Annotated in this window: 25 protein-coding genes; 17 read left to right on the top strand and 8 right to left on the bottom strand. The window is 52.5% G+C overall.

Annotated elements, in window-relative coordinates; all coding sequences use genetic code 11:
* Both ACLJPE_RS19715 and ACLJPE_RS19710 read left to right on the top strand, forming a co-directional pair.
* Positions 1-516: a TRAP transporter small permease gene (locus ACLJPE_RS19715; RefSeq protein ID WP_001091413.1), complete on the top strand. Its 516-nt coding sequence runs from the start codon at positions 1-3 to the stop codon at positions 514-516.
* On the top strand, positions 509-1,816 hold the full coding sequence (locus tag ACLJPE_RS19710) for a TRAP transporter large permease (RefSeq protein ID WP_000566799.1): 1,308 nt from the start codon (positions 509-511) through the stop codon (positions 1,814-1,816). The genes ACLJPE_RS19715 and ACLJPE_RS19710 overlap by 8 nt, the downstream gene beginning before the upstream one ends.
* A gap of 157 nt (positions 1,817-1,973) precedes the next feature.
* Here the strand turns inward: ACLJPE_RS19710 and ACLJPE_RS19705 are convergent, their stop codons facing one another.
* Positions 1,974-2,657, bottom strand: a complete 684-nt coding sequence (locus tag ACLJPE_RS19705) for an oligogalacturonate-specific porin KdgM family protein (RefSeq protein WP_000378721.1) — start codon at positions 2,655-2,657, stop codon at positions 1,974-1,976.
* 619 nt (positions 2,658-3,276) lie between these two features.
* Between ACLJPE_RS19705 and rhaT the strand changes: the two genes are divergently transcribed.
* Complete coding sequence (rhaT, locus tag ACLJPE_RS19700; RefSeq protein ID WP_000063541.1) at positions 3,277-4,311, top strand: L-rhamnose/proton symporter RhaT; 1,035 nt, start codon at positions 3,277-3,279, stop codon at positions 4,309-4,311.
* Here the strand turns inward: rhaT and rhaR are convergent.
* The gene (rhaR, locus tag ACLJPE_RS19695) at positions 4,308-5,156 is read right to left on the bottom strand and encodes an HTH-type transcriptional activator RhaR (protein ID WP_000013292.1); all 849 of its coding nucleotides are present in this window, start codon (positions 5,154-5,156) and stop codon (positions 4,308-4,310) included. The genes rhaT and rhaR overlap by 4 nt on opposite strands.
* Positions 5,157-5,308: 152 nt before the next feature.
* Positions 5,309-6,145 (bottom strand): HTH-type transcriptional activator RhaS, encoded by an 837-nt coding sequence (gene rhaS, locus ACLJPE_RS19690; RefSeq protein ID WP_001636299.1) that lies wholly within the window; start codon positions 6,143-6,145, stop codon positions 5,309-5,311.
* 287 nt (positions 6,146-6,432) lie between these two features.
* Between rhaS and rhaB the strand changes: the two genes are divergently transcribed.
* From rhaB to rhaM, 5 genes are all read left to right on the top strand, one after another.
* Positions 6,433-7,902, top strand: coding sequence for a rhamnulokinase (rhaB, locus tag ACLJPE_RS19685; RefSeq protein ID WP_000143965.1), 1,470 nt, complete (start codon positions 6,433-6,435; stop codon positions 7,900-7,902).
* Positions 7,899-9,158, top strand: coding sequence for an L-rhamnose isomerase (locus tag ACLJPE_RS19680; RefSeq protein WP_000211472.1), 1,260 nt, complete (start codon positions 7,899-7,901; stop codon positions 9,156-9,158). The genes rhaB and ACLJPE_RS19680 overlap by 4 nt, the downstream gene beginning before the upstream one ends.
* A gap of 142 nt (positions 9,159-9,300) precedes the next feature.
* Positions 9,301-10,128 (top strand): rhamnulose-1-phosphate aldolase, encoded by an 828-nt coding sequence (rhaD, locus tag ACLJPE_RS19675; protein WP_024154911.1) that lies wholly within the window; start codon positions 9,301-9,303, stop codon positions 10,126-10,128.
* Positions 10,129-10,253: 125 nt separating this feature from the next.
* Positions 10,254-11,402 (top strand): lactaldehyde reductase, encoded by a 1,149-nt coding sequence (fucO, locus tag ACLJPE_RS19670; RefSeq protein WP_024154910.1) that lies wholly within the window; start codon positions 10,254-10,256, stop codon positions 11,400-11,402.
* Positions 11,399-11,713 (top strand): L-rhamnose mutarotase, encoded by a 315-nt coding sequence (rhaM, locus tag ACLJPE_RS19665; protein ID WP_000619473.1) that lies wholly within the window; start codon positions 11,399-11,401, stop codon positions 11,711-11,713. The genes fucO and rhaM overlap by 4 nt, the downstream gene beginning before the upstream one ends.
* An 88-nt stretch (positions 11,714-11,801) precedes the next feature.
* On the opposite strand, the gene ACLJPE_RS19660 is transcribed toward rhaM, so the two are convergent.
* A complete protein-coding gene (locus ACLJPE_RS19660) occupies positions 11,802-12,350 on the bottom strand; it encodes a helix-turn-helix domain-containing protein (RefSeq protein ID WP_001517951.1) in 549 nt (182 codons plus the stop codon).
* Positions 12,351-12,450: 100 nt separating this feature from the next.
* On the opposite strand from ACLJPE_RS19660, the gene ACLJPE_RS19655 reads away from it, so the two are divergent.
* Together ACLJPE_RS19655 and ACLJPE_RS19650 are read left to right on the top strand one after the other, a co-directional pair.
* The gene (locus ACLJPE_RS19655; protein ID WP_024154909.1) at positions 12,451-13,110 is read left to right on the top strand and encodes an AzlC family ABC transporter permease; all 660 of its coding nucleotides are present in this window, start codon (positions 12,451-12,453) and stop codon (positions 13,108-13,110) included.
* Positions 13,110-13,433 (top strand): AzlD domain-containing protein, encoded by a 324-nt coding sequence (locus tag ACLJPE_RS19650; protein WP_000527675.1) that lies wholly within the window; start codon positions 13,110-13,112, stop codon positions 13,431-13,433. Before ACLJPE_RS19655 ends, ACLJPE_RS19650 begins: the two co-directional genes overlap by 1 nt.
* Positions 13,434-13,788: 355 nt before the next feature.
* Here ACLJPE_RS19650 and ACLJPE_RS19645 read toward each other — a convergent pair whose 3' ends face one another.
* Positions 13,789-14,889, bottom strand: a complete 1,101-nt coding sequence (locus tag ACLJPE_RS19645) for a YiiG family protein (RefSeq protein WP_039514534.1) — start codon at positions 14,887-14,889, stop codon at positions 13,789-13,791.
* A 192-nt stretch (positions 14,890-15,081) separates the two neighbouring features.
* On the bottom strand, positions 15,082-15,918 hold the full coding sequence (gene fdhD, locus ACLJPE_RS19640; RefSeq protein WP_001059743.1) for a formate dehydrogenase accessory sulfurtransferase FdhD: 837 nt from the start codon (positions 15,916-15,918) through the stop codon (positions 15,082-15,084).
* Between the two features lie 194 nt (positions 15,919-16,112).
* Between fdhD and fdnG the strand changes: the two genes are divergently transcribed.
* Genes fdnG through fdhE form a run of 4 tightly spaced genes read left to right on the top strand, consistent with a single transcriptional unit; the run spans position 16,113 to position 21,636 of the window.
* On the top strand, positions 16,113-19,163 hold the full coding sequence (gene fdnG, locus ACLJPE_RS19635) for a formate dehydrogenase-N subunit alpha (RefSeq protein ID WP_077248424.1): 3,051 nt from the start codon (positions 16,113-16,115) through the stop codon (positions 19,161-19,163).
* A gap of 12 nt (positions 19,164-19,175) precedes the next feature.
* Complete coding sequence (gene fdxH / locus ACLJPE_RS19630; protein ID WP_000331361.1) at positions 19,176-20,078, top strand: formate dehydrogenase subunit beta; 903 nt, start codon at positions 19,176-19,178, stop codon at positions 20,076-20,078.
* On the top strand, positions 20,075-20,710 hold the full coding sequence (gene fdoI, locus ACLJPE_RS19625) for a formate dehydrogenase cytochrome b556 subunit (RefSeq protein ID WP_023205206.1): 636 nt from the start codon (positions 20,075-20,077) through the stop codon (positions 20,708-20,710). Before fdxH ends, fdoI begins: the two co-directional genes overlap by 4 nt.
* Entirely contained in the window at positions 20,707-21,636 is a 930-nt protein-coding gene (gene fdhE / locus ACLJPE_RS19620) for a formate dehydrogenase accessory protein FdhE (protein ID WP_000027730.1), read from the top strand. Before fdoI ends, fdhE begins: the two co-directional genes overlap by 4 nt.
* 46 nt (positions 21,637-21,682) lie before the next feature.
* Here fdhE and ACLJPE_RS19615 read toward each other — a convergent pair whose 3' ends face one another.
* Both ACLJPE_RS19615 and ACLJPE_RS19610 read right to left on the bottom strand, forming a co-directional pair.
* Positions 21,683-21,973: a helix-turn-helix domain-containing protein gene (locus tag ACLJPE_RS19615; protein WP_000362050.1), complete on the bottom strand. Its 291-nt coding sequence runs from the start codon at positions 21,971-21,973 to the stop codon at positions 21,683-21,685.
* Positions 21,974-22,285 (bottom strand): hypothetical protein, encoded by a 312-nt coding sequence (locus tag ACLJPE_RS19610; RefSeq protein ID WP_023205205.1) that lies wholly within the window; start codon positions 22,283-22,285, stop codon positions 21,974-21,976.
* A 217-nt stretch (positions 22,286-22,502) separates the two neighbouring features.
* On the opposite strand from ACLJPE_RS19610, the gene ACLJPE_RS19605 reads away from it, so the two are divergent.
* From ACLJPE_RS19605 to ACLJPE_RS19595, 3 genes are all read left to right on the top strand, one after another.
* Positions 22,503-23,432 (top strand): alpha/beta hydrolase, encoded by a 930-nt coding sequence (locus ACLJPE_RS19605; protein ID WP_001631559.1) that lies wholly within the window; start codon positions 22,503-22,505, stop codon positions 23,430-23,432.
* 85 nt (positions 23,433-23,517) lie between these two features.
* The gene (locus ACLJPE_RS19600; RefSeq protein WP_000558166.1) at positions 23,518-23,829 is read left to right on the top strand and encodes a type II toxin-antitoxin system HigB family toxin; all 312 of its coding nucleotides are present in this window, start codon (positions 23,518-23,520) and stop codon (positions 23,827-23,829) included.
* Entirely contained in the window at positions 23,826-24,272 is a 447-nt protein-coding gene (locus tag ACLJPE_RS19595) for a type II toxin-antitoxin system HigA family antitoxin (RefSeq protein ID WP_001259009.1), read from the top strand. Before ACLJPE_RS19600 ends, ACLJPE_RS19595 begins: the two co-directional genes overlap by 4 nt.
* Positions 24,273-24,277: the final 5 nt, after the last annotated feature.

The following is a 24,277-nucleotide window of genomic DNA, read 5'->3' as shown; positions in this document are numbered from 1 at the left end:
ATGAACACATTCAGAAAAGGACTTGATTTATTGCTGGGCGCTATCTGTTGCCTGGTGCTGGCGATAATGGTTGGCATCGCCTGCTGGCAGGTGGTGAGCCGCTACATTCTGGGCGTTCCCAGCACCCTTACCGAAGAGATGCTGCGATTTCTCCTGGTATGGGTATCAATGCTGGGCATGGCTTTTGTCGCTGGTCAGAAACAGCATATCAGCCTGACTCTCTTACTGGATAAGGTGTCGCCGACGATTCGCGGCTGGTGGGATATTATTCTGCAGGTCATTTTTATCGCGTTTTCCATTTGGGTATTGATTATCGGCGGCTTAAAGATTTCTGCGATTTCTATGCTGCAAATCTCCCCTGCGCTGGGCATTCCGATGGGGAAAATTTATTACGCGCTCCCCTGCGCGGGCGTACTGATCATCCTCTATGGGCTGCTGAATATCGTTGACGCCCTGAAAGCTATCCATTCCGCCACGGATACCACTGAGCACACTCTGGAGAAATCACATGATTGACCCTATTTTTGCGTCCTGTACGCTAATTGCCGTCTTTGTTGTTTTACTGGCCATGGGCGCGCCTATCGGGATCTGCATCGTTATCGCCTCTTTCAGCACCATGATGCTGGTACTGCCTTTCGATATTTCGATGTTCGCCACCGCGCAAAAAATGTTCTCCAGCCTGGACAGTTTTGCCTTGCTGGCCGTGCCGTTCTTCGTTTTGTCCGGGGTGATCATGAATAGCGGGGGAATTGCCGCCCGGCTGGTCAATTTTGCCAAACTGTTTACTGGCAAACTGCCCGGCTCGCTCTCTTATACCAACATCGTCGGCAATATGATGTTCGGTGCAATTTCCGGATCGGCAATTGCCGCCTCAACCTCCATCGGCGGCGTGATGGTGCCGATGAGCGCGCGCGAAGGTTACGATCGCGGCTTTGCGGCCGCGGTGAATATCGCCTCCGCGCCGACGGGAATGTTAATTCCGCCCACCACGGCTTTTATCCTTTATGCGCTGGCAAGCGGGGGAACATCGATTGCCGCTCTGTTCGCCGGCGGTCTGGTTGCGGGTGTGCTGTGGGGCGTTGGCTGTATGCTGGTCACGCTGGTGGTCGCTAAGCGTCGAAATTATCGGGTTTTCTTCACCGTCCAAAAAGGCATGGCGCTAAAAGTTGCCGTTGAGGCCATTCCCAGCCTGCTGCTGATCGTGATTATTGTCGGCGGCATTGTGCAGGGGATTTTCACCGCCATTGAAGCCTCCGCGATTGCCGTGGTGTATACGTTATTGCTGACGATGGTGTTTTACCGCACGCTGAAAATTAAGGATTTGCCTTCGATTTTGCTCCAGACAGTGGTAATGACCGGGGTCATCATGTTCCTGCTGGCAACCTCTTCGGCGATGTCCTTCTCGATGTCGATCACCAATATTCCTGCGGCGCTGAGCGATATGATCCTCGGTATTTCCGCCAATAAACTGGTTATCCTGTTAGTCATTACCGTCTTTTTGTTGATTATCGGCGCATTTATGGATATCGGTCCGGCCATTCTAATTTTTACCCCGATTCTGCTGCCGATCATGGCTAAACTGGGCGTCGATCCGGTGCATTTCGGCATTATCATGATCTATAACCTGGCGATTGGCACTATTACGCCGCCAGTTGGCAGTGGTTTATATGTCGGGGCGAGCGTCGGTAAGGTCAAAGTTGAGGACGTTATTAAACCGTTGCTGCCTTTTTACGGCGCGATTATCGGCGTTCTGTTATTAATTACCTACATTCCGGAAATCACACTGTTCTTACCCCGTCTACTGGGCATCATGTAAGCGCATAGTTTCCTGCACATCTCGTTGCCGGATGGCGATTCGCGTCTTATCCGGCCAACGCACGATAATAATTATCCGCAGGTCATCACCAGGTAAAAAAAACCGGCTACCTATAAAGTAGCCGGAAAAGGGAATAAATAATAAACAGGGATAATGATTAGAATGTGTAGCCTATACCCACGCGGAAACGGGTTTGTCTTTCATCGCTGTTGCTATTGACGGAAACATTACCTACCTCAACGAATGGCGACCATTGGTCAATAATATAGGCAGTTCTGAAGTTATATTCATAATTATCTTTGCCGCCATCGTAAAGATCATATTTATCGGCTTTCTTATAAATTCCTTCGATTGTCCAGTCAAAATTGTTCCATTTATAACCCGCCCAGACATCCATACGATTGATGGTATCATCATCACGGATATCAGAAGAACGGCGTACATATTCAAAACGATAGCGCGCGCCAACCCACCAGCTTTCATTTAATGTCCACGTCGCGCGGAAGTAAGGCTTATAGGTAGAGTAACCGTTGCCTGTTTCCAGCACAAAACCCGGTTGCCAGGCGACATCACCGGTTTTAAATTGGTAGCTTATCGTATATTCGTTGCCCTGTGTTTCCAGGTCATTAAACGCTTTATTGGTGTCATCCCCGCCTGATTTTGAGATAGCTTCTATCGCAAAACCAACACCATTCGCAAACCGATGAGAAATATACGCACGGTCATAGTTAGCTTTACTATCATCAAGATATTCATGACGAACATCGACATATACTGCATGCGCATTTGTTACAACAAGAGGTAATAGTAAGAAAAGAGATTTTCTCATAACAGAATCCATTTAATTTAAAATTAAAACGTTGTTTTATGTCAGGCCGTTACAACCATAATACGCAATGTGAATGGCGACAATATAGGCAAAGATCTTTAATTTAAAATTGGGATAATGTTCAAAAAGCAAAATAAAATAAATGAAATTTATATTCGCCATATAACATAAAAATCAAAACACCATCAACAAAGCCAATATAGGGATTTCCCTATATTTATATTTCATTGATTCCTAACGTTAATTTCAATATATTTAAATTGTAAATACAAATAAAACAACTAAATAATTACTGTATAACTACCCTTTTATCAAACGGTAAGTCAGACTATTCCCATTATGTGAGCTCACGCAGCGTTTTCTTTGCATTGCTGCCAGCTAAGTCGTTTCGTGTCGTTATGATGAAGGTATTTTAGAAAACCAATATTACCCACTGATTTAAATAATCATCCAGACGGTCACGATGCGCTCCGACTTTTTTAAAACGTGAAGTTAATCACTTCATTAACGTGCTGATTGCCAGAATACACCCAACGGCGGCAATCGTTATAAGGTTACCAGGCTGCGTAATTTTTAAACTCATGCAAACGGAAGGGGTATCCCGTCCATAAAAAATAATGAGGAACATGTCATGAGTAACGCGATTACGATGGGTATTTTCTGGCATTTGATAGGGGCGGCCAGTGCAGCCTGCTTCTATGCTCCGTTCAAGCAAGTGAAACAGTGGTCATGGGAAACCATGTGGTCAGTGGGCGGCATCGTCTCCTGGCTTATTCTGCCGTGGACAATTAGCGCTCTGTTACTGCCTGATTTCTGGGCCTATTATGGACAGTTTAACCTCTCCACCCTTTTACCGGTTTTTCTGTTCGGCGCCATGTGGGGCATCGGCAATATTAACTACGGTCTGACCATGCGTTATCTCGGGATGTCGATGGGTATCGGCATCGCTATCGGCATTACGCTTATCGTCGGCACGCTGATGACGCCTATCATCAACGGTAACTTCGATGTGTTAATCCATACCGAAGGGGGACGCATGACGCTACTTGGCGTTTTTGTCGCGCTGATCGGCGTCGGGATTGTGACGCGCGCCGGACAGTTAAAAGAACGCAAAATGGGCATTAAAGCGGAGGAGTTCAATCTGAAGAAAGGGCTTCTGCTGGCAGTGATGTGCGGTATTTTCTCGGCGGGGATGTCTTTTGCCATGAACGCCGCGAAACCGATGCATGAAGCTGCTGCCGCGCTTGGCGTTGACCCGCTCTATGTCGCGCTGCCGAGTTACGTGGTGATTATGGGCGGCGGCGCGCTTGTGAACCTCGGTTTCTGTTTTATCCGCCTGGCAAAAGTGCAAAATCTGTCGATAAAAGCCGACTTCTCGCTGGCAAGACCGTTGATTATCAGCAATATTCTGCTGTCCGCGCTTGGCGGTCTGATGTGGTATTTACAGTTCTTTTTTTATGCCTGGGGTCACGCGCGCATTCCCGCGCAATATGACTACATGAGCTGGATGCTGCACATGAGCTTCTATGTGCTGTGCGGGGGGCTTGTCGGTCTGGTGCTAAAAGAGTGGAAAAATGCTGGCCGCCGTCCCGTTGCCGTATTAAGCCTCGGCTGCGTGGTAATTATTATCGCGGCGAATATTGTCGGTTTAGGCATGGCCAGTTAATCGCTTTGATTACTGAGATGACGCCATTGGCTCGGCGTCATCCCGGTTTCCCGCGTGAACACCACTGAAAAATAATTACTATCTTCAAAGCCGCACTGCATCGAAATCTCGCTAATCATCAGCGGGCTATGCTGAAGCAGATACTGCGCGTGGCAAATACGGACCTGGCGTAAATATTGATTAATCGTCATCCCGGTTTGGGCGCGAAACTGCTGCCGCAGCACCCGTTCGCTGCATTGTTCCTGCTGGCAAAACGCATCCAGCGCAAAGGGACGCTCAAGGCTATTAGCCAAAGCGGTAATTAATTTATCCAACAGGGTTTCTCTGGAAGTTGCCGGAAGATCGTCGGTCGCGTAGCGATGCCGTTTTAACGTCATCACCAGTTGACCAAACAGCAATTCCGCCATCTCATTCGCCAGCGGATCGCGCCCATTACTCTCATGTTCAAGCTGGTTAATGACCTGCCGCGCCTGATTCATTCCCATACTGCCCAGCCGCCAGTGAGGATGCCACTGCGCTCCCTGAAAGCCGGGAATCATCGCCTGCCAGTTTACATTGAGTTTCAAACGCTCCGGGCAGTAAATGATATTTTGCAGCACCAGATCGTTAACGGAGGTATAGGAGTGTTTGTCTTCAGCACGAATGTAAAACAGATCGCCGCGGGTAATTCTGTATGGGCGCTCATTAAGAACGTGTAGGCCATTGCCCCGCCAGACCATCACCAGTTCACAAAACTCATGCGTATGTTCCGCAAAAACATCCTGTGGATAGCGATCGGCAACCGTAACGGCCTGCTGCTCATCAGTAAAAAAATCTTTTTTCAAAAGGATTAACTGATTTGCCACCGCAGCACCTCATGTTGAATGCTTGCCGGATGGCGCTACGCTTATTCTGTCTACCGCTCGCCGCCGTAGGCCAGGTAAGGCGCAGCCGCCATCCGGTATTAAAGGGTATAATTATCAGCATATTGGCGACGAAAACGTTGATAGCGTTCGCGTTACTGGATTATCGCATCGCGTCCCTGACGGATATCCCGCGGCGACCAGTTAAATTCTCGGCGAAACAGAGTCGAAAAGTGGTTACTGTCGCCAAAACCGCAGCGGTACGCGATTTCTGTCACGCTATGATCGCTATGGCGTAATAAATGCCGGGCTTTGATCAAACGCAGGCGATTAAGGTAACGTTGCGGCGTCAGCCCGGTATGCTGTTTAAGCTGACGATGCAGCGTGCGTAGCGACAGCGAAAACTGTTCAGCTACCGCCTCCCAGCAGACCTCCTCCGCAAAATGGTCTTCCAGCCATGCCATCAGTTGGTTGAGTTTGGCGTCGTTATTGGTTGCGCCTTCCATCAGGCTACTGCGGCGCAACAACACCAGTAGTTGCATAAACAAAATTTCGCGATTCGCCACGGCAGGCGCATCCATGCTGTCTCCGGCGCGCTCCATCAGACCGACCAACTGGCGCACCTGCTGCAACACACTCTGATTCACCCGCCAGTGCGAAGGATAGTAACCATCCTGCTCCTGCGGCAGCAATTGATCCAGCCCCGCCAGGAATTGGAAAGCGTCCGGCGAACGCCACAGTACATTCGTCAGGCATAGGTTGTCGGTATGTTCATATAAATGCCGGTCGTGATCGCGAACAAAACACACGGTACCGCCGCTGATGGTATACGGCTGCCCGTTGAATACATGAATGCCCGTACCGTGTTCCACAATCACGATTTCATGAAAATCATGATGATGTTCAGGGAAAGCGGCTTGCGGCAGACGGGGTTCAATCGCCACGGGCGCTTTACCTGATGGAAAAAAATCCACGCTATGCAGTACGGTCATGGTTGCTTCCTCCTGAATTCAACATGTCCGAATAGTAATTAAGGGCTATCGGCCTCACCTTAAATTTTTGACGCTAAAGCGCGCAAACATGGTCTTTTTTTCAAGAAAAGGCGGGAAAAAGCGGGAAATGCGGACGACATCACACCGGCCTATTAGTAGAAACTGTGAACGCTATCACGTTCATCTTTGCCTTGTTGCCAGCGGCTCATTTTCCTGTCAGTAACGAGAAGGTAGGTCTTTGAGGGCTTTTTTAGACTGTGCGCAATGACTCTAAGAAGGACCTGATTATGACTTTTCGCCATTGTGTCGCGGTTGATCTCGGCGCATCCAGCGGGCGCGTGATGCTGGCGCGTTACGACAGCAAACACCGTACCCTGACGCTACGTGAAATTCACCGTTTTGTGAACTGCCTACAAAAAACAGACGGGTTTGACACCTGGGACATCGACAGTCTGGAAAAGGATATCCGTCTTGGTCTGAAGAAAGTCTGCAATGAAGGCATTCTTATCGACAGCATCGGCATCGACACCTGGGGCGTCGATTATGTCCTGCTGGATAAACAAGGTCAGCGTGTCGGCCTGCCGGTCTCCTACCGCGATAACCGTACCACGGGCATCATGCCGCAAGCGCTGGTCCAGATCGGCAAAAGCGAAATCTATCGCCGCAGCGGGATTCAGTTTCTGCCGTTTAACACCATCTATCAGCTACGCGCGCTGACGAAACAACAGCCTGAGTTAACGGCGCAGGTCGCTCATGCGCTGCTGATGCCCGATTATTTCAGCTACCGCCTGACCGGTGAAATGAACTGGGAATACACCAACGCCACGACCACCCAATTGGTCAATATCAATACCGATGACTGGGACGATACCCTGCTGGCGTGGACCGGCGCGAAAAAGAGCTGGTTCGGTCGCCCCTCGCACCCTGGCAATGTTATCGGCGACTGGATTTGCCCGCAGGGCAACCGTATTCCGGTGGTAGCCGTCGCCAGCCACGATACCGCCAGCGCCGTTATTGCCTCTCCGCTGGCAAATAAACATAGCGCTTACCTGTCTTCAGGCACCTGGTCGTTGATGGGTTTTGAAAGCAAAATGCCCTACACCACTGACGAGGCGCTGGCTGCCAATATCACCAACGAAGGCGGCGCGGAAGGGCGTTATCGGGTACTGAAAAACATTATGGGTTTGTGGCTGCTCCAGCGTGTGCTGAAAGAACGGCGCATTACCGATCTGCCTGCGCTTATCGCCCAAACAGAAGCGCTGCCGGCCTGCCGTTTCCTGATTAACCCGAATGACGATCGCTTTATCAATCCTGACGATATGCGCGCTGAAATCCAGGCAGCCTGTCGCGAGACCGACCAGCCCGTTCCCGTCAGCGATGCCGAACTGGCGCGCTGCATTTTCGACAGTCTGGCGCTGTTGTATGCCGACATTCTGCACGAACTGGCAAATCTGCGCGGCGAAAAATTTACCCAACTGCATATTGTCGGCGGCGGATGCCAAAACGCGCTACTTAACCAGTTGTGCGCCGATGCATGTGGTATTCGCGTGATGGCCGGGCCGGTTGAAGCCTCCACCCTTGGCAATATTGGTATTCAGCTTATGACCCTCGACGAATTAAACAACGTCGATGACTTCCGTCAGGTCGTCAGCGCTAACTACGACCTGACAACCTATATCCCTAATCCTGATAGTGAAATTGCCCGCCACGTTGCGCAGTTTCAACCCAAACGACAGACAAAGGAGCTTTGCGCATGACCACTCAACTGGAACAAGCCTGGGAACTGGCAAAACAACGTTTCGCCGCAGTAGGTATTGATGTCGAGGAGGCGCTGCGCCAGCTCGATCGCCTGCCGGTTTCCATGCACTGCTGGCAGGGCGACGATGTTGCCGGATTCGAGAACCCGGAAGGTTCGTTGACGGGCGGAATTCAGTCAACCGGCAACTATCCGGGCAAAGCGCGTAACGCCACCGAACTGCGCGCCGATCTGGAGCAGGCGCTGCGTCTGATCCCTGGCCCAAAACGGCTGAACCTGCACGCCATTTATCTTGAGTCGGATACGCCGGTTGCTCGCGACCAGATCAAACCGGAGCATTTTAAAAACTGGGTGGAGTGGGCGAAAGCGAACCGGCTGGGGCTGGATTTCAACCCCACCTGTTTTTCTCATCCACTGAGCGCTGACGGTTTTACCCTCTCTCATCCCGACGCGAAAATTCGCCAGTTCTGGATCGATCACTGCAAGGCCAGCCGCCGCGTCTCGGCATACTTTGGTGAGCAGCTCGGTACGCCGTCGGTGATGAACATCTGGATCCCGGACGGCATGAAAGACATTACCGTCGACCGTTTAGCTCCGCGCCAGCGCCTGCTGGAAGCGCTGGATGAGGTCATTAGCGAGAAATTCGACCCGGCGCACCACATCGACGCCGTCGAAAGCAAACTGTTTGGCATCGGCGCGGAAAGCTACACCGTCGGCTCCAATGAGTTCTACATGGGCTACGCCACCAGCCGTCAGACCGCGCTGTGCCTGGATGCGGGCCACTTCCATCCCACTGAAGTGATTTCCGACAAAATTTCCGCCGCCATGCTCTACGTGCCACGGCTGCTGCTGCACGTCAGCCGCCCGGTACGCTGGGATAGCGACCACGTGGTACTCCTGGACGATGAAACTCAGGCGATTGCCAGCGAGATCGTCCGTCATAACCTGTTCGACCGTGTGCATATCGGTCTGGATTTCTTCGACGCCTCTATCAACCGTGTAGCCGCGTGGGTTATCGGTACCCGCAACATGAAAAAAGCGCTGCTGCGCGCTCTGCTGGAACCCACAGATCAACTGCGTCAGCTTGAGGCCAGCGGCGATTACACCGCGCGTCTGGCGCTGCTGGAAGAGCAGAAATCTCTGCCGTGGCAGGCCGTCTGGGAAATGTATTGCCAGCGTCACGACACGCCGACTGGCAGCCAGTGGCTGGACAGCGTTCGCACCTACGAAAAAGAGATCCTGAGCAAACGTAGCTGACAGCGACACCTGATCTGTAGGCCGGATAAGACGCCCGCGTCGCCATCCGGCAATAAATGAAACACGATTGCCGGATGGCGCTGCGCTTATCCGGCCTACGTAAGACCCGAATAACCTTCGGGCAATAAATGGGAACACGAACATGCAAAATATTACCGATTCCTGGTTTGTCCAGGGCATGATTAAAGCCACGTCTGATGCGTGGCTGAAAGGGTGGGACGAACGTAATGGCGGTAACCTGACGCTACGTCTGGATGAAGCCGACATCGCGCCTTTTGCGGCTAATTTCCACGAAAAACCGCGCTATATCGCGCTAAGTCAACCCATGCCGATGCTGGCGAATACGCCGTTTATCGTTACCGGTTCCGGCAAATTCTTCCGCAACGTTCAGCTCGATCCGGCAGCCAATTTAGGCGTGGTCAAAATCGACAGCGACGGCGCAGGCTACCACATTCTGTGGGGCTTAACCCACGACGCGGTCCCCACCTCTGAACTCCCGGCGCATTTCCTCTCCCACTGCGAACGCATCAAAGCCACCCACGGCAAAGACCGCGTCATTATGCATTGCCATGCGACTAACCTGATCGCCCTCACCTACGTACTGGAAAACAACACTGCGCTGATCACCCGCAAACTGTGGGAAGGCAGCACCGAATGCCTGGTGGTATTCCCGGACGGTGTCGGCATTCTGCCGTGGATGGTGCCAGGCACCGATGAAATCGGCCAGGCCACCGCGCAAGAGATGCAGAAACATTCGCTGGTGCTGTGGCCGTTCCACGGCGTGTTCGGAAGCGGACCTACGCTGGATGAAACCTTCGGTTTGATAGATACCGCAGAGAAATCCGCTGAGGTATTAGTCAAAATCTATTCGATGGGCGGTATGAAGCAGACCATCACGCGCGAAGAACTGGTCGCCCTCGGCAAACGTTTTGGCGTGACACCGCTGGCCAGCGCCGTAGCGCTGTACTGATACCTCCCAACTCAACGCCGGATGCAGCTTGCCTTATCCGGCCTACAGGTCGGTGCGCATTTTACCGTAGGCCCGATAAGCGTAGCGCCATCGGGCAACAGGGAATCTTTTTAAGGAGAATAGTGATGAGCTTTATGTTGGCACTGCCAAAAATTAGCCTGCATGGCGCTGGAGCGATTGCCGATATGGTGAACCTCGTGGCGAATAAGCAATGGGGCAAAGCGCTGATCGTTACCGATGGTCAACTGGTAAAGCTGGGCCTGCTGGATAGCCTGTTTAGCGCACTGGATGAACATCAAATGTCTTACCACCTGTTTGATGAGGTGTTCCCAAACCCGACAGAAGAGCTGGTGCAGAAAGGTTTTGCGGCGTATCAGAGCGCAGAATGTGACTACATTATCGCCTTCGGCGGCGGCAGCCCGATCGATACCGCTAAAGCGGTGAAAATTCTGACCGCCAACCCAGGTCCATCTACCGCCTACTCCGGCGTCGGCAAAGTGAAAAACGCCGGCGTACCGCTGGTAGCGATTAATACTACGGCAGGTACCGCGGCAGAGATGACCAGCAACGCGGTGATTATCGACTCTGCCCGTAAGGTCAAAGAGGTGATCATCGACCCGAATATCATCCCGGATATTGCCGTGGATGACGCCAGCGTCATGCTGGAAATCCCGGCGTCTGTGACCGCCGCAACCGGCATGGATGCCCTGACCCATGCGGTGGAAGCCTATGTCTCCGTTGGCGCGCATCCGCTCACCGACGCTAACGCGCTGGAAGCGATTCGCTTAATCAATGTGTGGCTACCGAAAGCGGTTGACGATGGTCATAACCTCGAAGCCCGTGAGCAAATGGCATTCGGCCAGTACCTGGCGGGTATGGCGTTCAACAGCGCCGGTTTGGGGCTGGTTCACGCGCTGGCGCACCAGCCGGGCGCAACCCACAACCTGCCGCACGGCGTCTGCAACGCTATCCTGCTGCCAATTGTCGAGAACTTTAACCGTCCGAACGCCGTCGCGCGTTTTGCCCGCATCGCACAGGCGATGGGCGTGGAGACGCGCGGTATGTCTGACGAAGCCGCAAGTCAGGAAGCGATTAACGCTATCCGTACGCTGAGCAAACGCGTCGGCATTCCAGAAGGTTTCAGCAAATTGGGCGTCACAAAAGAAGATATCGAAGGCTGGCTGGATAAAGTCCTCGCCGACCCGTGCGCGCCGTGTAACCCGCGCACCGCCAGCCGCGATGAAGTTCGCGAGCTGTACCTGGAGGCGTTATGATCCGCAAAGCCTTTGTGATGCAGGTAAATGCCGACGCGCACGAGGAGTATCAGCGTCGTCATAACCCAATCTGGCCGGAGCTGGAAGCTGTATTAAAATCTCACGGCGCGCATCACTACGCGATTTATCTCGATCAGGAGCGCAATCTGCTGTTCGCCACCATTGAGATTGAATCCGAGGAGCGCTGGAACGCCGTGGCCAGCACCGACGTTTGCCAGCGTTGGTGGAAACATATGCGTGACGTTATGCCCGCGAATCCGGATAACAGCCCGGTCAGCGCAGAGCTAAAAGAGGTGTTCTATCTGCAGTAAGTCGTGTGCCCGGTGGCGCAAGCTTACCGGGCCTACGGTTTTATTTTTTGTCGGCCGGATAAGGCGGTTACGCCGCCATCCGGCAATTTCAATTCTGCTCCGCTACCAGGATAGCCTGAGTATCCGGTTCCAGCGCTTTAAAGATATGCGCCTGGTCGCCGGGATAACAAATGTAATCGCCCTCCGCCAGCTCTTCCGGCGCCTCGGTTAAGCCGACGAGGGCTTTTCCCTGCGTAACAATAATATGTTCCACCGACCCCGGCGGATGCGGGTGAGAGATCCGGTCGGCCCCCGGCTGCGTCAACAGCAGATAGATATCACGCCGCGCGCCGGGCGGACACGCCGCCAGTAATATCGCCTGATAATGCGCCTGCTCCGCCACGACTTTGGTGCCTTCTCCGCGGCGAATCACCTGCGTTTTTTGTACCTGCGGCTCCAGCAGCCTGGCAAAGGGAATGTCGAGCGCGACGCATAGCGACCATAACGTCTCCAGGCTGGGGTTGCCGTTCCCTGCTTCCAGTTGTGAAAGCGTAGATTTAGCGATGCCTGCGCGCCGCGCAATCTCCGCCAGCGACAGTCCGGTTCGCTGGCGTTCGCGTACCAGACTTCTGGCAATGACGCTAATAGGTTGTGTCATAAAGCATCCAACGTTCACTATAACGAACGAAATGTTCGTCTTGTAAAGCAAATCTGTTCCGTTCATTATAATGAAAATTCGTTCGATATGACTAAAGAAGATGAAACACTATTTTTCCTGTCTCAAAGGAGACACGATAAAAGCGATATTTTTAGTGTGCCTGGCCGTGGGCGTCGTCGGCATGTCCTATGGCTCACTGGCGATGGCCTACGGTTTCCCACTGTGGGTGCCGTTTGTCCTCTCTATTTTTGTACTGGCGGGCGCGTCCGAATTTATGTTTATCGGCATTGTTGCCAGCGGCGGCAATCCGTTAGCGGCGGCGGCGGCAGGACTGCTGGTGAATGCGCGCCACGTGCCGTTTGGCGTAACGGTGCGCGATTTGGTTGGCTCCCGCGCCGCCAGCTTTTTCGGCTGCCATATCATGAATGATGAGAGCGTGGTGTTCGGCCTGTCGCAAAAAACACCCGAACAACGTAAAGCCGCCTACTGGCTATGCGGTCTGGGCGTCGCCCTATTCTGGCCGATTGGCACACTGATTGGCGCAGGTGTCGGCAAACTGCTCCCGGCCCCAGAAACCATTGGTCTGGATGCCGTATTCCCGGCAATCTTACTGGCGCTGGTGATCCCGGCGTTTAAAAACCGCACCACATTGATTCGTGGTTGCAGCGGCGCCGCGCTGTCGCTTGCCGCCGTTCCCTTTGTGGCGGCCGGATTGCCGGTGTTGCTTTCGCTGCTGGGCCTACTGGCGAGGAAAAAATAATGGGCAATATGACGCTATTTATTATCGGTATTGCTCTTCTGTCTGCGGGAACCTATTTGATGCGCCTCGGCGGCGCGAAACTTGGCAGCCGTCTGGCGCTGTCTGAGCGTTCACAGGCGCTGCTCTCGGATGCGGCAACGGTGCTGCTATTCTCCGTCGCGCTGGCAACCACCTTTTACGAAGGCGAACATTTTGCCGGAATGGCGCGCGTTCTTGGGGTTGGCTTCGCCGTATTTTTAGCCTGGCGTAAAATGCCGCTTATTGTGGTGATTATCGCCGCCGCGCTGGTGACAGCACTGCTGCGGCTGGCGGGTATTAATTAACGTCTTACAGAACAGTTGGGCGTGACACCCTATAAGTGATGAAGGCTGGGCCGCCCTATGCTGAAGAGGCCCAGAATTTTCGCATCAGGCGTGATAAATGCTTTCCATATAAATGCCGATCCTCAATTACACTACCAGTACCTTCCAGCGTGACGTCAACATCTTGTGATAGCTTCAGATTACTGGTTTTTCTAATAACTCTCTTTAGTTAATGTTTACGTCAGCTATTTTTACAGATATTGCCTGATGAAGAATACATGAACGAAAAAAGCGCCTGATCGGCGCTTTTTATTGGCGTTATAGCGTAATTTTATAGGCACTTGCGCCAGCCTGCGCGCAGTTAATGTGCCGTCACTCAACGCAGGCGATTATAATCATCCACCATCTCGTTATAACTTCTCAACGACGCCGGATAAGAATCCGCAACCATCCATCCTGTTGCAGGGTCCTGCACCCGTTTCTTTTCAAAATCAGAATACTCAACATTGTCTCTGATGCGACGAATATATTTTTTAGCTTGTAGCTGATAATCAGCCGCAGAGCTGATGAAAGAAGAATTACGGCCATCAGTATTCACTTCTTTCAATTGCGCAATCATTGTTTCCAGTTCCGCGACTTTTTTCATCATCGCTTCGGCATCAAAGGTATCGGCAGAAATAACCTTGTTGATCTGCTTTGCCGAAATCATGACAGCCAGAGAATAATAGTTAAATGTTTTGCCTTCCGCTTCTTCTATTCTCTTCAACTGTGTCAATTGCCGCCTGTCATTTATCTCCTGAATAGCCTCATGATATTTTTCCGAGACGGGTTTAAAATCCTCAATATTCTTCAGTAATGTCTGATGCAGCGCCTTACCTTTAGCAAAGGCATCATCTTTATAGTTTTCCTGGGTATAATATTTTTCCATTTCGTTAATGGTATTACCCAGCGCGGCGGCGCTATCAATATAGCTAACGGCAACGCCACCAATAGGCTCAAGTAATGGCGTTAAGGCGGCCACCTGTTTCATCTCTTTCTGGCAATTCGTTATGTAAGACTCCGTAATACCATAAATGCCATAAACCAGGCTCTCTTTCCCTGTCGGACCTTTTTTAAAGTCTTTCACCCAATCCGCGTAACGCGCCAGACTGTGCTGAACGGGCAATTGAAGTTTATTAAAACAATCGATATAGACATCCATTTTTTCACTATAAACTTCTTCAGCGTCAACCTCCGGCTGAGCTGGCGTTTCTGGTTTCGCCGCCGGGGGCTGAGTTGCCGTTTCTGGCTTCGCTGCTGGGGGCTGCGCTGGACTTTCGCCAGATTGCGTTTCCGGCGTCTGAGAAGGCGCTGGCGTCGCAGGCTGACTGCTGGCGGCCGGCGTCGCCTCGGTTTTAACATTATTGTCATCACATCCTGTTGCGCCCAGGGTCATTAGCGCAATGATTATCGCTGAGGATAATAAATTCCTTTTCATTTAATTGCCTTTTGTATATTTACGTTGGGGTTCTCTTATTTTAACGAAAATATGGCCTCGCCACTACACGTCATTCCGTTATTAAGAGAGGCTGTAAAATCCAGAAAATATATATTTCATATACCATCATTCTACATAAAATATATATTAAATTAATAATATATATTTTACGCAAATGTAGAGGGTACTATTTTAGTCTGCGATTAACCGCTGCGGATGGGTATAAATCGTCGCCCGACCCGGCTTACAGAACCCCACCAACGTAAGATTACACCGTTCAGCGACGTCAACCGCGAGCGTGGTGGCAGCAGAAACCGCAAACAAAATTTCTACACCGCACATCGCCGACTTCTGCACCATTTCGTAACTCGCACGACTGGAAACCAGCGCCGCGCCTTGCCGCCATTCCTCACCCTCCGTGGCGCGGCGACCGAGCAGTTTATCCAGCGCAACGTGGCGTCCGACATCTTCATGGCCCCCCGCCAGTTCACCCGACGGCATGACCCACGCCGCAGCGTGCGTACACCCCGTCAGCTTACCCGTCGGTTGAAAATCATTCAGATGTTTTAACGCGCGATCAAGGTTACCGAGATTAAACGTTTGGCTAAACGGCAGCGGTTGCACCGGCTTACCGATGTCATTGAGCTGTTCCACGCCACATACGCCGCAACCGGTGCGTCCGGCCAGCGCGCGACGACGCGCTTTCAGCCCCATAAATCGACGGCTGGAAAGATCAATCTGCACTTCAAGTCCGTTACAGGACGGTACAACGTCCATGCCATAGATTTCACGCGGGCTGTCAATGATCCCTTCCGACAGAGAAAACCCCATTGCAAAATGCGTCAGATCTTTCGGAGAGGCCATCATAACGACATGCGAAATGCCGTTATACACCAGTGCCACTGGCACTTCCTCGGCAACATCATCAAGTTGGGGGGACTGCAAATCCTCGCGTTTCCAGAGAGTCAACTGGCGTGAGGTTGTGAAATCAGTCACATTTAGGACTTCTTCAGACAGTATATTGTTCACTTTCTTTTAACCATATAAGAACACACACACCAACATTATGGTATTCTGTTACAACTCCTCCCGGATGGAGGAAAATTTATCCAATTCTGAACCTTTGCGGGCCCGTCCGCAAAGAAAAATAACAACCACTCCCTGAGCGTTTCGGATAGAGAAATGTGAAAGAGAAGTGACAATGTCGAAACAAGGAGCAAACCATGCAGGTCAGCAGAAGGCAGTTCTTTAAGATCTGCGCTGGCGGTATGGCAGGCACCACGGCGGCGGCACTGGGCTTCGCGCCCGGCGTAGCGCTAGCGGAAACACGGCAATATAAACTGCTGCGCACCCGCGAAACCCGTAACACCTGCACCTACTGTTCCGTTGGCTGCGGGCTGTTGATGTACAGCCTCGGCGACGGTGCGAAAAACGCCAAAGCATCTATTTTCCATATCGAAGGGGACCCGGATCATCCGGTAAGCCGTGGCGCGCTGTGCCCGAAAGGGGCCGGTCTGGTGGACTTTATCCACTCTGAAAGCCGCCTGAAATTCCCGCAATACCGCGCGCCGGGTTCAGATAAGTGGCAACAGATCAGTTGGGAAGAAGCGTTTGACCGCATCGCTAAACTGATGAAGGAAGATCGCGACGCCAACTATCAGGCGCAGAACGCCGAAGGCGTTACCGTTAACCGCTGGCTCACCACCGGGATGCTGTGCGCTTCCGCATCCAGTAACGAGACGGGTTATTTAACGCAAAAATTCTCCCGCGCGCTGGGTATGCTCGCGGTCGACAACCAGGCGCGTGTCTGACACGGACCAACGGTAGCAAGTCTTGCTCCAACATTTGGTCGCGGTGCGATGACCAACCACTGGGTCGACATCAAGAACGCCAACCTCGTCGTGGTGATGGGCGGTAACGCCGCAGAAGCTCACCCGGTCGGGTTCCGCTGGGCGATGGAAGCCAAAATTCACAACGGCGCGAAGCTGATTGTGATCGATCCGCGCTTCACGCGTACCGCGTCGGTGGCCGATTTCTATGCGCCAATACGCTCTGGTACTGACATTGCCTTCTTGTCAGGCGTGATGCTGTATCTGCTGACCAACGAAAAATACAACCGTGAATACACCGAGGCCTATACCAATGCCAGCCTGATCGTGCGTGAAGATTTTGGCTTCGATGATGGTCTGTTCACCGGCTACGACGCAGACAAGCGGCAGTACGATAAAACCAGTTGGCACTATGAGCTGGACGAAAACGGTTTTGCCAAACGCGATACGACACTGCAACACCCGCGCTGTGTCTGGAATCTGTTGAAACAGCATGTCTCACGCTATACGCCGGACGTGGTAGAAAATATCTGCGGTACGCCGAAAGCGGACTTCCTGAAAGTGTGCGAGTACATTGCAGAAACCAGCGCAAAAGATAAAACCGCGTCGTTCCTGTACGCGCTGGGCTGGACGCAGCATTCCATCGGCGCGCAGAACATCCGTACTATGGCGATGATCCAGCTTCTGCTCGGTAACATGGGGATGGCGGGCGGCGGCGTTAACGCCCTGCGCGGTCACTCCAATATTCAGGGACTGACCGACTTAGGACTGCTGTCGCAAAGTCTGCCGGGCTACCTGACGCTGCCGAGCGAAAAACAGACCGACCTGCAAACCTATCTGGCTGCCAATACGCCGAAGCCATTGTTGAAGGATCAGGTCAACTACTGGGGCAACTATCCGAAATTCTTCGTCTCGATGATGAAGGCCTTCTTTGGTGATAAAGCGACAGCGGAAAACAGCTGGGGCTTTGACTGGCTACCGAAGTGGGACAAAGGGTACGATGTACTGCAGTACTTCGAGATGATGAAACAGGGTAAGGTCAACGGCTATATCTGCCAGGGCTTTAACCCGGTGGCCTCATTCCCGAACAAAAACAAAGTGGTCGCGTCGCTTTCCAAACTGAAGTACCTGGTGACTATCGATCCGCTCAACACCGAAACGTCCACCTTCTGGCAAAACCACGGTGAGTCGAACGACGTTGATCCCGCAAAAATCCAGACCGAAGTGTTCCGTCTGCCTTCCACCTGTTTTGCCGAGGAAAATGGTTCCATCGTTAACTCCGGTCGCTGGTTACAGTGGCACTGGAAGGGCGCGGACGCCCCGGGAATTGCCATGACCGACGGCGAAATCCTCGCCGGTATCTTCTTACGCCTGCGTAAGATGTACTCTGAACAGGGCGGCGCCAACCCGGAACAGGTGTTGAATATGACCTGGAACTACACCAAACCATACGAACCCGCCTCTGAAGAAGTGGCGATGGAAAGTAACGGTAAAGCGCTGGCCGATCTTATCGACCCGGCAACCGGCGCGGTGGTGGTGAAGAAAGGTCAACAGCTCAGTTCGTTCGCGCAACTGCGCGATGACGGTACGACGTCCAGCGGCTGCTGGATTTTCGCCGGTAGCTGGACGCCGGAAGGCAACATGATGGCGCGTCGTGATAACGCCGACCCGTCTGGTCTCGGCAACACGCTGGGCTGGGCATGGGCATGGCCGCTTAATCGCCGCATCCTCTATAACCGCGCTTCCGCCGATCCGCAGGGTAACCCCTGGGACCCGAAACGTCAGCTACTGAAATGGGAAGGCGGAAAATGGGCCGGATGGGATATTCCGGACTACAGCGCCGCCGCGCCCGGCAGCGACGTCGGACCATTTATCATGCAGCCGGAAGGGATGGGTCGCCTGTTTGCCATCGATAAGATGGCGGAAGGGCCGTTCCCGGAACACTACGAACCGTTTGAAACGCCGCTGGGCACTAACCCGCTGCACCCGAACGTTATCTCTAACCCTGCCGCCCGTATCTTTAAAGACGATGCCGACGCGCTGGGTAAAGCGGATAAGTTCCCGTATGTCGGAACCACTTACCGTCTGACCGAGCACTTCCACTACTGGACCAAGCACGCGTTGCTTAACGCTATCGCCCAGCCGGAACAGTTTGTGGAAATTGGCGAGAAACTGGCGAATAAGCTCGGCATCGCGCATGGCGATACCGTGAAGGTCTCCTCGAACCGCGGCTATATCAAAGCCAAAGCGGTGGTGACCAAGCGTATTCGCACGCTGAAAGCGGACGGCAAGGATATCGATACCATCGGTATTCCTATTCACTGGGGCTACGAAGGCGTGGCGAAAAAAGGTTTTATCGCCAATACGTTAACGCCTTTCGTCGGCGATGCGAACACGCAAACGCCGGAGTTTAAATCCTTCCTTGTGAACGTGGAAAAGGTGTAACGGAGACGACCTATGGCTTATCAATCGCAAGACATCATTCGTCGTTCCGCCACTAACGGTTTCACCCCCGCGCCCCAGGCGCGGGACCACCAGGAAGAGGTGGCGAAACTCATCGACGTCACCACCTGTATCGGCTGTAAAGCGTGTCAGGTGGCGTGCTCCGAGTGGAACGACATCCGTGATGAAGTGGGCAATAACGTTGGGGTGTATGACAACCCGGCGGACTTAACCGCGAAATCCTGGACGGTGATGCGCTTCTCGGAAGTGGAACAGAACGACAAACTGGAGTGGCTGATCCGTAAGGATGGCTGTATGCACTGCGCCGATCCCGGCTGCCTGAAGGCCTGTCCGGCGGAAGGGGCGATCATTCAGTACGCTAACGGTATTGTCGACTTCCAGTCCGAGCAGTGTATCGGCTGCGGCTACTGTATCGCTGGCTGCCCGTTCAACGTGCCGCGCCTCAACCCGGAAGACAACCGCGTCTATAAATGTACGCTGTGCGTCGACCGCGTGACCGTGGGGCAAGAACCGGCCTGCGTGAAGACCTGTCCAACCGGCGCCATTCATTTTGGCTCGAAAGAGGATATGAAAACGCTGGCGGGCGAGCGGGTGGCGGAACTCAAAACCCGTGGTTATGACAACGCGGGTCTGTACGATCCGGCGGGCGTAGGCGGTACGCATGTCATGTACGTGCTGCATCATGCCGACAAGCCGAATCTGTATCACGGTCTGCCGGAAAACCCGGAAATCAGCGAAACCGTTAAGTTCTGGAAAGGCGTCTGGAAACCGCTCGCCGCGTTCGGTTTTGCCGCGACCTTTGCCGCCAGCGTCTTCCACTATGTCGGCGTCGGCCCGAACCGCGCGGAAGAGGAAGATGACAACCTGCATGAAGAGAAAGACGAGGTGCGCAAATGAAACGACGTGACACCATCGTGCGCTATACGGCGCCGGAACGCATCAACCACTGGATCGTCGCCTTCTGCTTCGTGCTGGCGGCGGTGAGCGGGCTGGGCTTTTTATTCCCATCCTTCAACTGGTTGATGCATATCCTGGGCACCCCACAACTGGCGCGAATTCTGCACCCGTTTGTGGGCGTGGTTATGTTTGCCTCGTTCATCATCATGTTTTTCCGTTATTGGCACCACAATCTAATCAATCGGGATGATATCTTTTGGGCGAAGAATATTCGTAAGATCGTCGTCAACGAGGAAGTGGGTGACACCGGGCGTTATAACTTCGGTCAGAAATGCGTATTCTGGGCGGCGATTATCTTCCTGGTGCTGCTGCTGGTGAGCGGGGTAATTATCTGGCGTCCGTACTTTGCGCCTGCTTTCTCAATCCCGGTGATCCGATTCGCGTTAATGTTGCATTCTTTTGCCGCAGTAGCGTTAATTGTGGTTATCATGGTGCATATCTACGCCGCCCTTTGGGTGAAAGGCACCATTACCGCGATGGTGGAAGGCTGGGTAACCCAGTCGTGGGCGAAGAAACATCACCCGCGCTGGTACCGAGAAGTCCGCAAGACAACGGAAAAAGAAACTGAATGAGTATTCGCATAATCCCGCAAGATGAGCTGGGGTCGAGCGAGAAACGTACGGCGGATATGATTCCGCCGTTATTGTTCCCCCGACTCAAAAACGTCTACAACCGCCGCGCCGAACGTCTGCGCGAGCTGGCTGAAAATAACCCGCTGGGCGATTACCTGCGCTTTGCCGCGCTTATCGCGCACGCGCAGGAAGTGGTGCTGTACGACCATCCGCTGGAGATGGATCTGACCGCACGTATTAAAGAAGCGAACGACCAGGGCAAACCGCCGCTGGATATCCACGTGCTGCCGCGTGATAAGCACTGGCAAAAACTGCTGCATTCGTTAATTGCCGAGCTAAAACCCGAGATGAGTGGCCCCGCGCTGGCGGTGATTGAGAACCTGGAGAAAGCCTCAGAGCAGGAACTGGAGCAGATGGCCAGCGCGCTGTTTGCCTCGGATTTTGCCTCCGTCAGCAGCGATAAAGCCCCGTTTATCTGGGCCGCGCTCTCCCTTTACTGGGCGCAAATGGCCAGCTTGATTCCAGGCAAAGCCCGCGCGGAATACGGTGAAGCGCGCCAGTATTGCCCGGTGTGCGGTTCGATGCCGGTCTCCAGCATGGTGCAGATCGGCACCACGCAGGGGCTGCGTTATCTGCACTGTAACCTGTGCGAAACCGAATGGCACGTCGTGCGCGTAAAATGCAGTAACTGCGAACAGAGCCGCGACTTACACTACTGGTCGCTGGAAAATGAGCAGGCTGCGGTGAAAGCCGAAAGCTGCGGCGATTGCGGGACTTACCTGAAGATTCTCTATCAGGAAAAAGACCCGAAAGTAGAAGCAGTGGCCGACGACCTCGCCTCGCTGGTGCTGGACGCGCGCATGGAACAGGAGGGCTTCGCCCGCAGTTCCATCAACCCGTTCCTGTTCCCGGGGGAAGGGGAGTAAGTTCTCTGGTATACCGGCTAGCAATCTACGTTAGCCGGATCATTGCTCAATAACGCAATGCTTGTATAACGTTTCTCGGGTCGTTGGCAATGGCGCGAAGTAATGCTTTGGCTGGCCCTGTCGGTGAGCGTCTTCCTTGCTCCCAGTTGCGCAGCGTATCCACGTTGACCGAAATCAGTTCTGCAAACTTAGATTGCGACAACCCAGATGCCTGCCGTATTTCTTTAATCTTCATTGCATCAATATGAAAGGTACGAGAAGGCTCACGGGTCCCTTCAATGATTTCATTCATTTGAGACATACTTTGAGTTAATCGCTCAAATAACACTTTATCCATCTACCACCTCTCATTCAGCATACGAAGTACCGCTTTTTCCTGCGGCGTGAGATCATCTTTAATGCCTTTTTGATAAATCAGAAGCAAGCGAACCTCATACCGTTGACTACGATGAAAATAGATAATTCGCACGCCACTACGCTTTCCTTTGCCTCGCGCTCCCCAGTGCATTTTTCTCAGGCCGCCCGTTTCCTGAATGACATCACCACAATCTGGATGCTGAGCCATAAAAACCTGAAGCTTATGGTATTCATCATCATCGAGCAGTTTTTTAACATCTTCAGTAAAGAGTTCCGTTTCTATAAATTGCATACTCCATACGCCATTGGCTTATAGTAGTGAAAATAATTTATACGTCAATGGCGTATAGCATCATCATTTCACAGTACAAAAATTAAAAACCCAGCGCCAACCGCATTCCATTTTTTGCGAACCTCTATCCAGAATCATTATCCCCTCGTTTCACCACTTTCCATCCCCAACGAACCAGGTTATAAACTGTACATACATACAGTCAAGGGAGCGTTATATGCCACTGGAAAAAGGAATTGCCGAACTGGTCGCCGGGTTTATCGCCGCGGGTCGCCCCTCTTCACGAGAGCAGAATATTGATGACCGAAGAGCGGGCTATATTGCCAGCACGACGCTGGCGGGTGAGAAAGAAATTCGGGTGAGTTCGGAAGATATCGTGCTGGAAGGGATGACATTTCGCGTCGTTTCGCCGCCAAACGCATCCGGTTCTCTACCCTGTATCCTCTACTATCACGGCGGCTGTTTTGTTAGCGGCGGCTTTCTGACTCATGACCCCCAGCTACGGCAACTGGCCTGGAAAAGCGGCTGTAAGGTGATTGCCATTCAGTATCGCCTTGCGCCAGAGCACACCTTCCCTGCGGCTCATGACGACGCTGAACGCGGGGCCAATATCGTCCATCAATACGCGGAACAGTTAGGCATCGATCGTGAACGTATCACGCTTGCTGGCGACAGCGCAGGCGGGCACCTGGCATTGGTCAGCGCGCTACGCCTGAAATCCACCGCCCACTGGTCTCCGGCGAAGCTGCTGTTGATCTACCCGATGCTTGACGCTACTGCCAGTTTCCCCAGCTATGCCAGCAACGGGCAAGACTACATCATCACCCGCGATACGCTGTTATCGGGTTTCGAAATGTATCTCCAGGATACCGACCTCCGCCACCCGGAAGCCAGTCCGATATGGCGTGAAGATTTTGCCGGTTTACCGCCGGTGCATATCCTCACCGCAGAGTTCGACCCACTGCGTGATGAAGGCGAAGCGCTATATCACCGTCTGAACGACCAGGGTGTGGAATGTACTTGCCAGCGCTATCTCGGCGTTATCCACGGGTTTTTCCAGCTCGGAGGCGTGAGCCAAGCGGCACGAAGCGCCATGCGAGATGTGGCCTGGCGTGTTGTAAGTCCATCAACAGGCAAAATGACCTAAAATTCAATTTTGTTTTCAACTTGAAAACTGGATAACGTTGCGCTAAATTGTTTTCAGGTTGAAAACTTTGTAATGGAACTACATTGTGCATGTTATCAGCCGAAAACCGTTCAATGAAGCGATGCTCATGTATCCAAACCATGAGCTTGCTCTCACTGAGTTGCTGAATGTTCTGGAGAAAAAAACATTCACTCAGCCTGAAGAGATGAAGCGGTATATTCCTTCACTGGATAATTTTAAGTACAGAGATAAATGGTGGGTGATTGATGTTTCTGGTAACAGCCTGAGACTCATTTCCTACATAGATTTCAGGTTACATAAGATATTTGTGAAACATATCGTTTCCCATGCCGAATATGACAAACTGACCGCATATTATCGGGGTAATAAAGAATGAGAACTCATCGTCAGATGGATGCAACCAGCGCAAAAAAGATCGTTGATACCTTCAGCGATGCGGTAAAAAGCGTCCCACTGATGGGGGAAGACCGAAATGACAATGAGTATCGCAGGGCACTAGCGCTAGTGGAGTTTCTGGTCGACCACGACGATCTTGAAAACCCACTATTTGAATTGCTCTGTGCCCGAATCAGTGAATACGAAAAACATGCGCCGGAATTCAAAGCACTCAACCAACACCTGGAGAAAACGCCCCCTGGCGTTTCAGTATTGCGAACGCTCATGGATCAATACGGTCTCAAAGCAGCAGATCTTGCCAACGAACTTGGTTCTAAATCGAACGTCAGCAACATCTTAAATGGCCGCAGAGCACTAACGGTTAATCATATTAAAGCGCTTACACAACGCTTTAAACTACCAGCGGATGCCTTCATCGAGTAGTTGGA

The sequence above is a fragment of the Salmonella sp. SAL04196 genome, from assembly GCF_046550835.1.
Classification (GTDB): domain Bacteria; phylum Pseudomonadota; class Gammaproteobacteria; order Enterobacterales; family Enterobacteriaceae; genus Salmonella; species Salmonella enterica.
Note: the sequence above shows the minus strand (reverse complement) of the source record. Positions and strands in the feature narration are given on the sequence as shown.

What these genes read in the sequence shown, in the direction of transcription:
- ACLJPE_RS19715 (WP_001091413.1), top strand. Translation starts at nt 1, where the DNA reads ATGAACACATTCAGAAAAGGACTTGATTTATTGCTGGGCGCTATCTGT.
- ACLJPE_RS19710 (WP_000566799.1), top strand. Translation starts at nt 509, where the DNA reads ATGATTGACCCTATTTTTGCGTCCTGTACGCTAATTGCCGTCTTTGTT.
- ACLJPE_RS19705 (WP_000378721.1), bottom strand. Translation starts at nt 2,657, where the DNA reads ATGGATTCTGTTATGAGAAAATCTCTTTTCTTACTATTACCTCTTGTT.
- rhaT (WP_000063541.1), top strand. Translation starts at nt 3,277, where the DNA reads ATGAGTAACGCGATTACGATGGGTATTTTCTGGCATTTGATAGGGGCG.
- rhaS (WP_001636299.1), bottom strand. Translation starts at nt 6,145, where the DNA reads ATGACCGTACTGCATAGCGTGGATTTTTTTCCATCAGGTAAAGCGCCC.
- rhaB (WP_000143965.1), top strand. Translation starts at nt 6,433, where the DNA reads ATGACTTTTCGCCATTGTGTCGCGGTTGATCTCGGCGCATCCAGCGGG.
- ACLJPE_RS19680 (WP_000211472.1), top strand. Translation starts at nt 7,899, where the DNA reads ATGACCACTCAACTGGAACAAGCCTGGGAACTGGCAAAACAACGTTTC.
- rhaD (WP_024154911.1), top strand. Translation starts at nt 9,301, where the DNA reads ATGCAAAATATTACCGATTCCTGGTTTGTCCAGGGCATGATTAAAGCC.
- fucO (WP_024154910.1), top strand. Translation starts at nt 10,254, where the DNA reads ATGAGCTTTATGTTGGCACTGCCAAAAATTAGCCTGCATGGCGCTGGA.
- rhaM (WP_000619473.1), top strand. Translation starts at nt 11,399, where the DNA reads ATGATCCGCAAAGCCTTTGTGATGCAGGTAAATGCCGACGCGCACGAG.
- ACLJPE_RS19660 (WP_001517951.1), bottom strand. Translation starts at nt 12,350, where the DNA reads ATGACACAACCTATTAGCGTCATTGCCAGAAGTCTGGTACGCGAACGC.
- ACLJPE_RS19655 (WP_024154909.1), top strand. Translation starts at nt 12,451, where the DNA reads ATGAAACACTATTTTTCCTGTCTCAAAGGAGACACGATAAAAGCGATA.
- ACLJPE_RS19650 (WP_000527675.1), top strand. Translation starts at nt 13,110, where the DNA reads ATGGGCAATATGACGCTATTTATTATCGGTATTGCTCTTCTGTCTGCG.
- ACLJPE_RS19645 (WP_039514534.1), bottom strand. Translation starts at nt 14,889, where the DNA reads ATGAAAAGGAATTTATTATCCTCAGCGATAATCATTGCGCTAATGACC.
- fdxH (WP_000331361.1), top strand. Translation starts at nt 19,176, where the DNA reads ATGGCTTATCAATCGCAAGACATCATTCGTCGTTCCGCCACTAACGGT.
- fdoI (WP_023205206.1), top strand. Translation starts at nt 20,075, where the DNA reads ATGAAACGACGTGACACCATCGTGCGCTATACGGCGCCGGAACGCATC.
- fdhE (WP_000027730.1), top strand. Translation starts at nt 20,707, where the DNA reads ATGAGTATTCGCATAATCCCGCAAGATGAGCTGGGGTCGAGCGAGAAA.
- ACLJPE_RS19615 (WP_000362050.1), bottom strand. Translation starts at nt 21,973, where the DNA reads ATGGATAAAGTGTTATTTGAGCGATTAACTCAAAGTATGTCTCAAATG.
- ACLJPE_RS19610 (WP_023205205.1), bottom strand. Translation starts at nt 22,285, where the DNA reads ATGCAATTTATAGAAACGGAACTCTTTACTGAAGATGTTAAAAAACTG.
- ACLJPE_RS19605 (WP_001631559.1), top strand. Translation starts at nt 22,503, where the DNA reads ATGCCACTGGAAAAAGGAATTGCCGAACTGGTCGCCGGGTTTATCGCC.
- ACLJPE_RS19595 (WP_001259009.1), top strand. Translation starts at nt 23,826, where the DNA reads ATGAGAACTCATCGTCAGATGGATGCAACCAGCGCAAAAAAGATCGTT.